The following is a 12,397-nucleotide window of genomic DNA, read 5'->3' on the forward strand; positions in this document are numbered from 1 at the left end:
CGGTGGGGGCCGGTGGGGCGGACGAGGTGCGGGAGGGGCAGGGGGGATGGGAGTGCCTGTCAGGGCGCGGCGCCGACGCCGCTCCGACCGGGGCGCGGTCGCCCTCTTCGTGGCGATCTGCGCGGCCTACGTCGTGCTCGTCATCGCCCTGGTGATCGACGCCGGCGGCCGGTTGCGGGTCGCCGAACGCACCGACGCCTACGCCCAGGAGGCCGCGCGGGTCGGCGGACAGCAGCTCGACCAGGCCGCCGTCCTCCAGGGGAAGGGCTTCAAAATCCAGCAGGACTACGTCCGGCAGGCCGCCGACGCCTACCTGGCCCTGTACGGCCTCCAGGCGGGCGAGGTCGAGTTCTCCGGCGACGGCAAGGTCGTCACCGTCACCGTGCGGGCCGACTACCGGCCCGTCCTGCTGGGCGCGCTCGGGGAGCGGAAGGTAACGGGCAAGGGCAGTGCGACCCTCGTCCACGGAGTCGAGAAAGCGGAGACCGACTGATGGCCGCGCCACGTGCCAAGGACCAGGCCCGAACCGCCCCGGGCCGGGCTCGAACCGCCAAGGGCCGGAGCCCGGGCGCCAAGGACCAGGCCCGGAGCGCCAACGGCCGGGCCCACACCGGACACCGGGCCGCCGGCCGCCCCGCCGCCCCGGCGCCCCGCCCACCGCGCGGGCGCGGCCGCGGCGCAGCCCTGATCACCGCGCTCGCCGCGCTGGTCACCCTGCTCGCCCTGCTGCTCGGCGTCCCCGCGCTGCTGCTCTACGGCACCCGTGCGGTCGCCGCGATGGGCGACGTCGCGCCGGACGGCGTCGGCCAGGCGCTCACCGGCCCGGACGACGGACGGCTGTTCCTCTGGCTGCTGGTCGTGGTCGGCTGGCTCGCCTGGGGCTGCTTCGCGTTCTCCGTCCTGCTGGAGATCCCCGCGCAGCTGCGCGGCCGGATCGCCCGCCGCATCCCCGCCTTCGGCTGGAGCCAGCGGATGGCGGCCGGCCTGGTCGGCTCGGTGTTCGCGCTGATGCCGGTCGCCGGCTCGGCCTTCGCCGCCACCCCGGCCCACACCGCCACCGCCCCGGCGGAGTTGGCGGCCGGAGTGCAGCGCGCCGCCCTGCCCGCCGCCCAGGCCGCGCCCGCGCTGGCGCCCGCCGCCGAGCAGAACCCCACGTACACCGTGCGGGACAGCCGGCCCGCCGACAGCCTGTGGTCCATCGCCGAACGCCAACTGGGCTCCGGTGAACGGTGGGTGGAGATCGCCAAGCTCAACGACGGCCGGGTGATGGACGATTCAGGCATCCGCTTCGACGCCGACCGGCCGATCCAGCCGGGGTGGGCGCTGCTGATGCCGGGGGACGCGAAGGCGGACGGGTCGGCGCCTGCGCCTGCTCCGACGCCTGCTCCTCCGTCCGAGCCCGCGCCCGCCCCTGCTTCCGGTGCGGCCCAGGTGCCGCAGGCCGGGACGGAGCCGGGTGCGGGCGGGCACGCGACGGTGACCGTCCAGGGCGGGGACAGCCTGTCCGTCATCGCCCAGAGGGAGTTGGGGGACGCCGAGGCGTGGCCGAAGCTCTTCGAGGCGAACAAGGGCGCCCAGGCGCCGGACGGGGAACGGCTGACCGATCCGGACGTGCTGGTGCCCGGGATGGTGCTCACGGTGCCGGGGGCGGCCGCTCCCGCGCCCGCTCCCTCGCCTGCTCCTCCGTCCGAGCCCGCGCCCGCGCCCGCGCCCGCTCCGGCGCCGTCGACCGGCCGGCCGTCGGCCGACCAGGCGCCCGCCACTCCCGCCCCCGCGCCGACCCAGGCCGCGCCGACCCCGGCCGCGTCCCAGCCCGTCACCCCGGCACCCACCCACGCGCCCACCCATGCGCCTGCCCCCGCCGCGCACGCCGAACCGGCCGCCGGTGACGACTACTCCATCGCCCTCACCGCCTCCACCGTCGGTGTCCTGCTCGCCGCCGTCATGGTCGGCACCGTCGCCCACAAGCGCGGCACCCAGCTGCGCGCCCGCCGCCCCCGGCACCGCATCACCATGCCCGACGCCGAGGCCGCCGCCTTCGAGAACGAGCTCAGGGCCCGTCAGGACGACGCCGGCCTCGACCTGCTCGACCGCGCCCTGCGCACCATGGCCCGCAACACCGTGCGCGGCGGCAAGCGCCTGCCCGCCATCGTCGCCGCCCGGATCACCCCCGGCCACACCATCGAACTGCACCTCTCCGGCCCGGCCACCCCGATCGCGCCGTTCCGCGCCGCGCACGCCGCCAACGTCTGGTGGTGCAGCCTCGACTCCGGCGACCTGCTCAGCGCCGCCCAGGCCCGCAAGACCGCCGCGCCCTACCCCGCCCTGGTCACCCTCGGCACCTCGCCCGACGGCTCGGTCGTCCTCGCCGACCTGGAGGCCGTCCGGCTGCTCCACCTCTCCGGCCACCCCGACGACGCCCGCGACATCCTGCGCACCCTCGCCGTCGAACTCGCGCACAGCCCGCTCGCCGACCGGCTCCACCTGCACCTGGTCGACCTCGCCGAGGAGATGCCGATCAGCGGCCCGGCCGCCGAACGCATCCACCGCCACCCCACCCTGGAGGCCGCGCTCGCCGCCCTCGGCCCGCGCACCGCCAAGGCCCGCGCCACCCTGGTCGCCGCCGAGGCCGCCAGCCCGCGCGACGCCCGCAGCCGGGGCCAGGCCGACGAGTCCTGGACCCCCGAGATCGTGCTCTGCGCCCAGCAGCCCGGCGGCGAGGTCCCCGCCGAACTCGGCCGCCTGCTCGACGCCCGGCCGCGCACCTGCGTCGCCGTCATCACCCGCGCCCCCGAACGCGGCACCGGCCCCGTCGCCCGCTGGACCCTCCCGGCCACCGGCCAGGCGGCCATCCCCGGCCTGCACCTCACCGTCGAACTCCAGCGGCTCAGCGACCAGCAGTACGACCAGGTCACCGAACTGCTCCGCGCCGCAGACGACCTCACCCAGCACCCGGCCCCCGCCTGGACCCTGGACGGTCCCGGCCTCGACCCCGACGCGGACGACGACGACACCGATACGGCCGAACTGCCCGCCGCCGTACCCGTGCTGGCCGCCGTCGGCGCCGCCGCGACCGGCGCGCAGGGCGGTACGGACACGGCCGCCGGGCCCCGGCTGCTCGCCCGGGTCATCGGCACCGGCGCCAGCCCGTTCGCGGGCACCGACCCGGCGACGCCGGTACCGGCCCCTCCGGCCGGGCCGGGGCGGTACGCGGTCAACGGGCAGGGGCGGCAGGCCGCCTCCGCCGAGACCGAGACCGGGAGCGGGAGCGGAGTCGGTACCGGTACCGGGAGCGGGACCGGGACCGACGAAGAGCTCGTGGTCGGGCAGCTCGTTGACGAGGCCACGGACGAGGCAGCGGACGAGGCCACCCGGGACCTGCGCCGCCCGGACGCGGTGGCGGGGGACGCGGCGGAGGCACCGCAGCAAGCCCCCGCGGCCGTCCTCGCCGTCCAGCCCGCGCCGTCCGCGCCGTCCGTGCCTGCCGTCCAGTCCGTCCAGCCGGTCGTGCCGCAGTCGCCCGTCGAGCCGGCCCCGGTCCACCAGCCCGCGCCCGCGCCCTCCGGCGTCGACCCGCGCGTCCCGTCCCGGCCGGAGCCCTCGCCCGACCTCCTGCCCGGCACCGAAGCCGAGGCCCCGGCCGAAGCCGATTCCCACGCTGATTCCCACACCGAGTCCGGAGTCGAACCCGGAGCCGAGCCCGGCCCCGCCGCCGTCGCCCCGGTCGCCCAGACCACCCCCGGGCGCAGCGACAGCGACGACCTGCTCGCCATCCTGCGCTCCCCGGAGGCGCACGCCGCCCGCAACGCCCCCCGGATCCGCCTGCTCGGCCCGGTCGACGTCGCCGGAGCCCTCGGTACCGCCGAACCCGGCGCGCTGTCCCGGCTCACCGAACTCGCCGTCTACCTCGCGCTGCGGCCCGGCGCCGACCACCACGCCCTCGACCACGACCTCCACCCCGGCGCCGCCCACCTCGACCCGCACCCCACCGCGGCCGACGCCAAGAGCCCGCTCCCCGGCAAACTCGCCGACCTGGCCGCCTGGTTCGGCACCTCGCCCGAGGGCCGCGCCTTCCTGCCCACCGACACCACCGACGGCTACTCCTTCACCCCGGTCGTCACCTGCGACTGGGACGAGTTCCGCAGCCTCTACCGGCGCGGCATGCGCAGCACCAGCGCCACCGCCGACGCCGCCCTCGCCCACGCCCTGGCCCTGGTGCGCGGCGCCCCGTTCGCCGAGGCCCCGCCCGCCTCCTACGGCTGGGCCGAGGCCGAACGCCAGGACATGATCGCGGCGATCGTCGACACCGCCCACGAACTGGCCGCCCGCCGCCTGCAGTACGGCGACCACCGCAGCGCCGAGGCCGCCGTCTTCCGCGGCCTCGCCGTCGCCCCGGACGTCGAACTCCTGCACCGGGACCTCTTCTACGCCTACGCCTCGGCCGGCGCCCGCGACCAACTCCTGCGCGCCGTCAACCGTCTCGACGCGCTCAGCCGCCGCACCGGCCGTGACCTCGACGCCGACACCGTCGCCCTGCTCCGCGACCTGCTGGCCGGTTCCTGACGTCCCCTGCATGTTGTAGAATCCGCGAATCCGTGAGCACTGTAGGCCGATCATGAGCACTGTCCGAGCAAATCCGGGTGATCATGATCAGGGGGCCGAGCTGTTCGAATGGATTCATCCGATGCGGTGGGTTCGTGTCAGGCTGGCGGCGGTCACCCACAGGTCTTCGGGCGGGAGTTGACGAATGGCCGAGCGTGCCGCGATCAAAGAGCCCTCGGCAGCCCGCCGGATCGCGGAGACACTGCGCGGTGAGATCCTCGATGGCCGGATCGGCGCCAGCGAGGCGCTCCCGACGGTGCGTGAGCTTTCGGTCCGCTTCGAAGCCAAGGGTGCGGTCATCCGAAAGGCCCTCCAACTGCTGCGGGGGGAGGGGTACGTGAAGCCAGGTCCGGCCGGGAGGTTGTACACGCCTGGTCTCGATACACACTGGATGTACGGCGGCGACTTTGACCGTTTCGCCGCTGTTGCCCAGCCGGACCGGCATCCCCCACACGACCACCCGTAGGCCGACGGATTGGTGCTGCCCGAGGGCCTGCTCTCGGATTGCTCATGATCGCTCGACACGGCGACCGTCGGCGAGTGCTCACCGGGCAGATACCCGCAGGTCACAACGCCGAGATTGCTCACGGAATCGTGGACCCTACAACGCCGCTGCCCGGCCGCCCCTCGGGGTGACCGGGCAGCGGCATACGGGGCCGCGTCGATCAGGCCGATCAGGTCGGTCGGGCCGGTCAGGTCGGGCAGACGCACCGGCCGTCGACGGTGCGCTCGGTGGCGGTGTGGACGTCCCGGATGGCGGCGAGCGGGACCCGGGCCACCGCCACACCCACCCGGGTCCGGTCCGCCGGCGTCCGGGCGACGACGTCGAGCTGCCCCTGCTCCGCCACGGTGGCCCGGGCGAGCACGCTGAAGACGTACGCCCCGCCCTCGACGCCGTACCCGTCCGCCCACAGCTCGACCACCGCCCCGCCGTCCAGTGTCAGGTGCCAGGGCAGGGGCGGTCCGGCGGCGAAGTCCATGGTCGGGGAGTCCAGATGGTCGGGGAGTTTAGATGGTCGGGGAGTCTAAGGCGTGTCGTGTCGGTGTGTGCGCAACCAGGCGTCCAGGGTGGCGAAGTCGGCTGCGGTGAGGCCGCGTTGGTGGTCGACGCGGTGAAGGAGCGCGGGGGCGGGCGAGTGGGCCGCGACCCAGCGGCGGTCGGTGGCGGCGATCTCGTCGTCCACCCAGACGAACGGGCGGCCGGCGGCCCGGGCGACCAGCGCGCGGGTCTTCCCGTGCAGGCCGGCCGGTTCGTCGCCGTCCTCCACCGGCCAGCTCACGACGGGTAGTTGCGGCAGTCCGAGCCAGGGGGAGAGGCAGTCGTTCGCATCGGACATCCACGTCGTCGCCCACACCAGTTCGCACGGCAGGCTCAGCAGGCGCCCGCCGAGCGCCGGATCGACGCGGGCCAGCAGGGGGTTGACGCCCGGGCCGGGTGCGGCGGCGGAGACGCCGCGGAAGACGGGGTAGCCGCCCGGGGGCGGCGCGCCGAAGGGGATGAGCGGTCCGTCGATGTCGAGGAACAGGAGAGGTGTACCGGGGCCTGCCATGACGGCACGATAGCGGGCCGCGTGGCACGCCGATCGGAGACCCGGCCTGGATCGGGTGTGCCGGGATCTCGTAGGGTGGCGCGACGGGAGTGGTGGCAGGCACCACCCAGCAAGGGCATCAGACGCCGCGAAGCGGCGGGGTGGGCGGTGACCAGAAGATGGCGGAGACGACAGCTGTCCCCGGAGGCCCCGAACCGGCAGCGGACTCGGGCCCCTGGGACGCCGTACCGCCGCCGCGCACCCCGGCCGAGGAGCACCCGCCCGGGCCCGCCGCGCTCTACGAGCCGCCGCCCGTGCCCCTGCTCCCGCCGCCCGCTCCGGCAGCCCCGCCGTCGGCTCCGACGGCTCCGGCCGCGGTGCCGGGTCCACCGCCGACCGCGCCCACCGGATGGACCGTCACCGGCATGCCCGCCGTGGGCGCGCCGCCGTCCGCGGCCACGCCGCCGCCCTTCCCGGCCCCGGGCGTGAGCGCCCCCGGTGCGGGCGGACTGGGGGCGGCGCCGCGCGGACGGATCCTGGTCGTCGAGGGCGGCTACGGCAACTCCGGGCGCCGCACCTGGGGTCGGGGCGGTCCCGCCCAGGCGTCGGTGCTGTCCGCGATGCTCGCGGCCGTCTCACCGCAGGTACTGCTCGCCGCGGACGCGGTGGACGCCGTCCACCTCCCCGGCGCCAGCGACCCGCACACCGTCCTCGCCCACCTGCGCGCCGCGTCCCGCCATCCGGGGCCGCTGCTCGTCCACTTGGGCGGTCACGTGGTCGCCGACAAGCGCGGCGGACAGCTCCAGCTCACCCTGCGCGACTCCAAGCAGGACGGCCTGCCCTGGCAGGCCGTCGCCGCCGAGCTGAGCCACCGCCCGGCCGAGTGGCAGACCCTCGTCGTCGCCGACCTCAGCGCCGACCAGAACGCCTGGCCGTACCTCCAGGGTGCCGCCTCGCCGCTCAGCGAGGGCATCCCGCTCTGGGCGGTCGTCAGCCCGGACCCGGAGCAGATCGGCACCTTCACCCGGGCCCTGATCGAGGCGCTGCACGGCGGCCACCCCGGCGCGGGGGACGTGCTCGCGCCCGAGCAACTGCGGCAACAGGTGTACTCGGTGCTGCGGCCGGACGTCGTCATCCTGGCCACGCACGCCCCGGACCGCCCGGTCTTCCGCAACACCGCCCGCCGTGGCGACGGTCCGCCGGCCGACGTGTCGGCGCCGGTCGATGCAGTGCCGCCGGTTGATGCCGTGCGGGCCGACGTGGTGCCGGTTCACGCGGTGCCGCCGGTTGATGCCGTGCGGGCCGATGTGGTGTCGTCCGGGCCGGCCGTGCTGTCGGTGCCGCCGGTGCCGGGTCGGGCGGAGTCGCAGGACGCCGTCGTCGAACCGCCCGTGGCGCCCCCGGCCTTGCCGTCGTCGGCCTTCCCGGCTCCCGGGACCGAGGCCGGTCCGGTGAGCCTGGTCAAGCCCGGCGTGCCGCCCACCCCGCCCAGGCCGGCCCGCCCGGTCAGCCTGCTGAAGGGGCAGCCGGCCGGCTCGGCTGGCGTGACCCTGCACAAGCCCGCTCCGGCGGACGCGACGCCCGAGGTCGTCGAGTCGTCCGCAGGCGTGACGCTGGCCAAGCCCCAGCAGCCGGAGCCGGAGCCGGAGCCGGAGTCCGAGCGGGAGCGGGAGCCGGAGCAGGCGCCGGCGGACGTCGCCACGCCGACGGCGGAACCGCAGGACGCCGCCCCGACACAGGCCCCTCCCGTTGACGAGACCCCCGTGGACGCGGTCCCGGTGGCGGAGGCCCCAGCGGACGCGGTGCCAGCAGACGCGGTGCCGGCGGACGAGGTGCCTGCCGATGCGGTGCCCGTCGACGCTCCGGTGTCCGGTCAGCCGCGTGCCGACTACCGGGAGGCCATCGGCCGGATCGTCCGCAGCGCGGATGCCGGGGAGCACGGTGCCGCCACCGAACTCGCCTTCGCCCTCGAACTGGAGGCGATCGCCGAGCACGGCGCCGCCTCCGAACCGGTCCTCCAGGTGCGCCAGGTCCGGGCGCACGTGTGCCGTCTCGCGGGCCGGCCGGCCGAGGCCGCGGACATCTACCGCGAGGTGGCCCTGGCGTTGCTCCGTTCGCAGGGGCCGGACCACCCGGAGACCCAGCAGGCGGCCACCAATGCCGAGGCCTGCTGGCGCTCGGTCCCCGACCGCGCGGCGGCCCTTCGGATCGCCCCGGAGATCATCGAGCTCCGCGCCTACCTCCCGGGCCCCGACGGCCGTAAGCTCCGCGCCGCCGAGCGCTACCTCGCCCAACTGGCCGCCGCCCCGGAGCCCGCAACGCCGCCCGCCCCGGAGCCCGCTTCCGCCCCGGCGGACCGCGTCTGACCCTTCGCGCCGCACGGCCGGGCCGGACGACCGGCACCGGGCTGCGAGCAACTAACACCGAACAGAAAACAAAAAACAGAAAACAGCGAACAGATAACAGATTTCGAAATCTGTTATCTGTTCGCTGTTAGTTGTTACTTGCTACCCACCACTGCCCGTCAGCGACCGGCGATGGCGTGGACGAACTTCGCGCCGTCGATGGTGCCGAGGCCGCTGGAGAGGTCGTAGCCCTCGGTGGCGGTGTAGCCGGTGACGCCGCCCCAGGAGTTGTCGCCCTCCTTCACGTCCGTGATGCCGCTCCACGCGCTCGGGAGCAGGTTGAGCCCGTACAGACGCCAGTTGAGCTGGCCGAGGCGGTGACCGGCGAGCTGGTCGGCGAGGGCGACGACGCCGGAGAACAGCGGGGTGGCCTCGCTGGTGCCGCCGGTGAGGTGCCAGCCGACGGAGGTCGGGTCGTAGGACTCGTAGGTCCAGGCGCCGCCGTCGACGGCCGCGCTCATGCTGATGTCGGGCGTGCCGCGGTGGTTGCCGGTGACGTTGGCGACGCCGGCCTGGTACCACGGGCGCTCGAAGATGCCGGAGACGCCACCGCCGCCGGCGCCGGACTTGTCGTGCCACACCTTGTCGGGCGCGGTGCGCGCGCCGTTGTCGTCCAGGGTGAGCTGGGTGCCGCCGATGGAGGTGACCAGCGGGTCGGAGGACGGCCAGGAGTTGACCTTGTACGGGTACAGGTCGGTGCCGTTGGTCTGCGCGTCGGTGGCGCCGTTGTCGCCGGAGGCGGCGAGCACGGTGACGTTGTGGTCGGCGGCGGCCTGGAAGGCGTAGCGCAGGTCGGTGAGCGACTTGAAGTCGCCCTTGTCGTACCCCGGGAAGGTGTTCTCGGTGGCGCCGAAGCTCTGCGAGATGACGTCGCCGCGGCCGGCCTTGATGAGGGCCTTCTCGGCGTCCATCATCTCGGGCAGACCGGTGGTGCCCTCGGTCTCGGCGACACCGGTCTCGACCAGGACGATGTGCGCGTCGGGGGCGATGGCGTGGGCGTACTCGACGTCCAGCGTGGTCTCGCCGGCCCAGCCGGTGTGGTCGGGGTTCTTGGGGTCGAAGGCGGGGACGTTGCCCCACTTGACCACCTCGACGTTGGTGTCCTGGATGCCCCACTGCTTGTCGAAGACCTCCAGGTCGTGCTGGATGGTCGGCGAGCCGAAGGAGTCGACGATGACGATCGTGCGGCCCTTGCCGGTGATGCCCTCCTGGTACAGCGGGTTCAGGTTGTAGGCGTTCCGGTACTGCAGCGGCGAGTAGCAGTGGATGCCGATCTGGCTGACGCACTGGGTGGTGGTCAGCGGGGCGGTGCGGCCCTGGGCGTTGTGGTGCCCGAAGGAGGCGGGGCGGACGTGGACGCCCGTGAGGTCGTGCGCGGGGGCGGCGGTCGCGGCGCCGACCGCCGGGACGGCGATGGTGCCGGCCGTGAGGGCGGTGGCCCCGACGGCGAGCAGAGCCAGGGCACGGCGAAGGGGGGCGGGGCTGCCCATGGGACTCCTTGGGGCGCAGGGCCCGACCTGGTCCGGTCGGGTCGGTCCGGCCATCCCATCGACTGCCGCATGATCATGCCATAGTCATTTGGTGGGGTCGCCTGATCAGAGGCATGGTCATGCTCGGCCACGCGAAAAGGTAAAGACCGTCCCAGGTGAAGGTAACCCCACGCCCGGGACGGTTATGTGACGACACGTCAGTATTATCGTACTAATGCTGAACGGTTCTTGACGATCCCCGCCCGGGCCAGCCCTACCGCGCCCCGCCGTTGACGTACAGCGTCTGCCCGCTGACGTACGAGGCGTCCTCGCTGGCCAGGAAGGCGACCACGGACGCGATCTCCTCCGGCTGTCCCACCCGGCGCAGCGGGGTCCGGGCGGAGACCTCTGCGTGCTGGTCCTCGGCCGTGCTGCCGACCCGCTCGGCGGTGGCCGCGGTCATCGCGGTGGCGATGTACCCGGGGGCGACGGCGTTGACGTTGATGTTGAACGGCCCCAGCTCGATCGCGAGGGTCGCGGTGAGCCCCTGGATGCCGGCCTTGGCGGCCGCGTAGTTGGCCTGCCCCCGGTTGCCGAGGGCGGAGCGCGAGCTGAGCGAGACGATCTTCCCGTACTTCTGCGCCACCATGTACTTCTGCGCGACGTGGCTGCAGTTGTACGCGCTGGTCAGATTGACGGTCAGGACCGCGTCCCAGTCGGCCTTCGGCATCTTGAAGAACAGGTTGTCCCGGGTGATCCCGGCGTTGTTCACCAGGATGTGCACCCCGCCGAGGTCCGCCGCGACCTGCGCGAACACCGCCTCGACGGCGTCGTAGTCGGCCACGTCGCAGCCGTACGCCCGAGCGGTGCCGCCCTTGGCGGTGATCTCCGCGACCGTCCCGGCGGCCCGTTCGGCGGTGAGGTCGACGACGGCGACGGTCGCGCCCTCCTCGGCGAGCCGGCGGGCGGTGGCCGCGCCGATGCCCTGCGCGGCGCCGGTCACGACGGCGACCCGCCCCGCGAACCTGCCCGCCAGGCCCGTCACTTCAGCCACTGCGGCTACTTCAGTCATTCCCGGTGCTCCCTTGGACTCGGACGTGAACTCGAACTCGGACGTGAACTCGGACGCGGACTCGACCGTGAACTCGGCCGCGAACGCGGGCCCGCACTCAGTCAACGTTCTCGACGAGGACGGCAGTGCCCTGACCGACCCCCACACACATGGTGGCGAGCCCGCGCCGGGCGTCGGTGCGGCGCATCCGGTGCAGCAGGGTGGTGAGGATGCGCGCGCCGGAGCCGCCCAGCGGGTGGCCGAGCGCGATCGCCCCGCCGCTCGGGTTGACCAGTTCGTCGGCCTGTTCGGGGGTGAATCCGATGCCGTCGGCGGAGGCCAGGGCCTGGGCGGCGAAGGCCTCGTTGAGTTCGGCGGTGTCGAGGTCGGCCAGCGACCAGCCGGCCCGGCCGAGCACCTTGCGGGTGGCCGGCACCGGGCCGATGCCCATCACGTCGGGGTGCACCCCGACGGAGGCGCCGGCCACGTACCGGCCGAGCGGCCGCAGCCCGAGGTCGCGCAGCGCCTCCTCGCCGACCAGGAGCAGCCCGGCCGCGCCGTCGTTCATCGGCGAGGCGTTGCCTGCCGTGACGGTGCCGCCGGGGCGGAAGGCGGGCTTGAGACGGGCGAGTTTCTCCAGGCTGGTGTCCTCGCGGATGCCCTCGTCCTGGCCGACCGTCACGCCGTCGGGCCGTTCGACCGGGATCAGCTCGGCGTCGAAGTGGCCGTCCTTGCGGGCGGCGGCGGCCCGTTGGTGGCTGCGCAGCGCGAAGGCGTCCTGGCGTTCCCGCCCGATGCCGTACCGGCCGGCCACCTCCTCGGCGGTCTCGCCCATGCTGAGCACGCCGTGCAGTTCGGCCATCCGGGGGTTGGTGAGCCGCCAGCCGAGCCGGGTGTCGTAGGTCTCGATCCGGTGCGGGAGGGCCTCGTCGGGGCGGGGGAGGACGAAGGGGGCGCGGGTCATCGACTCGCAGCCGCCGGCCAGGACGACGTCGGCCTCGCCGGAGCCGATGGCCCGGGCGGCGAGGGTGACGGCCTCCAGCCCGGAGGCGCAGAGCCGGTTGACGGTGGCGCCGGGGACGGTCTCCGGCAGGCCGGCCAGCAGGACGGCCATCCGGGCGGCGTTGCGGTTGTCCTCGCCGGCCTGGTTGGCGGCGCCCCAGTAGACGTCGTCGATGCGGGCGGGGTCGAGGGCGGGGACGTCGGCGAGCAGGGCGCGCAGCACGGTGGCCGAGAGGTCGTCCGGGCGGACCGTGGCGAGCGCTCCGCGCAGCCGGCCGATGGGTGTGCGGCGGGCTGCGGCGAAGTAGACGGGACGCACGTCGTCGGGCTCCTATCCGG

The 12,397-nt window shown here is 74.7% G+C and carries 9 protein-coding genes; 4 read left to right on the top strand and 5 right to left on the bottom strand.

Annotated features, from left to right (window positions below):
• Positions 1-46: 46 nt before the first annotated feature.
• From A6F73_RS26290 to A6F73_RS26300, 3 genes are all read left to right on the top strand, one after another.
• A complete protein-coding gene (locus tag A6F73_RS26290) occupies positions 47-493 on the top strand; it encodes a hypothetical protein (RefSeq protein ID WP_063350047.1) in 447 nt (148 codons plus the stop codon).
• On the top strand, positions 493-4,563 hold the full coding sequence (locus A6F73_RS26295; protein ID WP_063350048.1) for a BTAD domain-containing putative transcriptional regulator: 4,071 nt from the start codon (positions 493-495) through the stop codon (positions 4,561-4,563). Before A6F73_RS26290 ends, A6F73_RS26295 begins: the two co-directional genes overlap by 1 nt.
• 184 nt (positions 4,564-4,747) lie before the next feature.
• Positions 4,748-5,068, top strand: a complete 321-nt coding sequence (locus A6F73_RS26300; protein WP_063350049.1) for a GntR family transcriptional regulator — start codon at positions 4,748-4,750, stop codon at positions 5,066-5,068.
• A gap of 226 nt (positions 5,069-5,294) precedes the next feature.
• Here A6F73_RS26300 and A6F73_RS41675 read toward each other — a convergent pair whose 3' ends face one another.
• Together A6F73_RS41675 and A6F73_RS26310 are read right to left on the bottom strand one after the other, a co-directional pair.
• Positions 5,295-5,582 carry a hypothetical protein gene (locus tag A6F73_RS41675; protein ID WP_063350050.1) on the bottom strand — a complete coding sequence of 96 codons (288 nt, stop codon included), beginning with the start codon at positions 5,580-5,582 and terminating at the stop codon, positions 5,295-5,297.
• A gap of 45 nt (positions 5,583-5,627) precedes the next feature.
• Positions 5,628-6,152, bottom strand: a complete 525-nt coding sequence (locus A6F73_RS26310) for an HAD domain-containing protein (RefSeq protein WP_063350051.1) — start codon at positions 6,150-6,152, stop codon at positions 5,628-5,630.
• A gap of 158 nt (positions 6,153-6,310) precedes the next feature.
• On the opposite strand from A6F73_RS26310, the gene A6F73_RS26315 reads away from it, so the two are divergent.
• Positions 6,311-8,497 carry a hypothetical protein gene (locus A6F73_RS26315; protein ID WP_159398549.1) on the top strand — a complete coding sequence of 729 codons (2,187 nt, stop codon included), beginning with the start codon at positions 6,311-6,313 and terminating at the stop codon, positions 8,495-8,497.
• A 158-nt stretch (positions 8,498-8,655) separates the two neighbouring features.
• Here A6F73_RS26315 and A6F73_RS26320 read toward each other — a convergent pair whose 3' ends face one another.
• From A6F73_RS26320 to A6F73_RS26330, 3 genes are all read right to left on the bottom strand, one after another.
• Positions 8,656-10,026, bottom strand: a complete 1,371-nt coding sequence (locus A6F73_RS26320) for a S53 family peptidase (protein ID WP_063350053.1) — start codon at positions 10,024-10,026, stop codon at positions 8,656-8,658.
• Positions 10,027-10,279: 253 nt separating this feature from the next.
• Positions 10,280-11,050: a 3-oxoacyl-ACP reductase FabG gene (gene fabG, locus A6F73_RS26325; protein WP_244293711.1), complete on the bottom strand. Its 771-nt coding sequence runs from the start codon at positions 11,048-11,050 to the stop codon at positions 10,280-10,282.
• Positions 11,051-11,174: 124 nt separating this feature from the next.
• On the bottom strand, positions 11,175-12,377 hold the full coding sequence (locus tag A6F73_RS26330) for an acetyl-CoA C-acyltransferase (protein ID WP_063350054.1): 1,203 nt from the start codon (positions 12,375-12,377) through the stop codon (positions 11,175-11,177).
• Positions 12,378-12,397: the final 20 nt, after the last annotated feature.

The sequence above is a fragment of the Streptomyces sp. MJM8645 genome (genome assembly GCF_001625365.1).
In the GTDB taxonomy this organism is placed as follows: domain Bacteria; phylum Actinomycetota; class Actinomycetes; order Streptomycetales; family Streptomycetaceae; genus Kitasatospora.

What these genes read in the sequence shown, in the direction of transcription:
- A6F73_RS26320 (WP_063350053.1), bottom strand. Translation starts at nt 10,026, where the DNA reads ATGGGCAGCCCCGCCCCCCTTCGCCGTGCCCTGGCTCTGCTCGCCGTC.
- A6F73_RS26310 (WP_063350051.1), bottom strand. Translation starts at nt 6,152, where the DNA reads ATGGCAGGCCCCGGTACACCTCTCCTGTTCCTCGACATCGACGGACCG.
- A6F73_RS26315 (WP_159398549.1), top strand. Translation starts at nt 6,311, where the DNA reads ATGGCGGAGACGACAGCTGTCCCCGGAGGCCCCGAACCGGCAGCGGAC.
- A6F73_RS26290 (WP_063350047.1), top strand. Translation starts at nt 47, where the DNA reads ATGGGAGTGCCTGTCAGGGCGCGGCGCCGACGCCGCTCCGACCGGGGC.
- A6F73_RS26300 (WP_063350049.1), top strand. Translation starts at nt 4,748, where the DNA reads ATGGCCGAGCGTGCCGCGATCAAAGAGCCCTCGGCAGCCCGCCGGATC.
- A6F73_RS41675 (WP_063350050.1), bottom strand. Translation starts at nt 5,582, where the DNA reads ATGGACTTCGCCGCCGGACCGCCCCTGCCCTGGCACCTGACACTGGAC.
- A6F73_RS26295 (WP_063350048.1), top strand. Translation starts at nt 493, where the DNA reads ATGGCCGCGCCACGTGCCAAGGACCAGGCCCGAACCGCCCCGGGCCGG.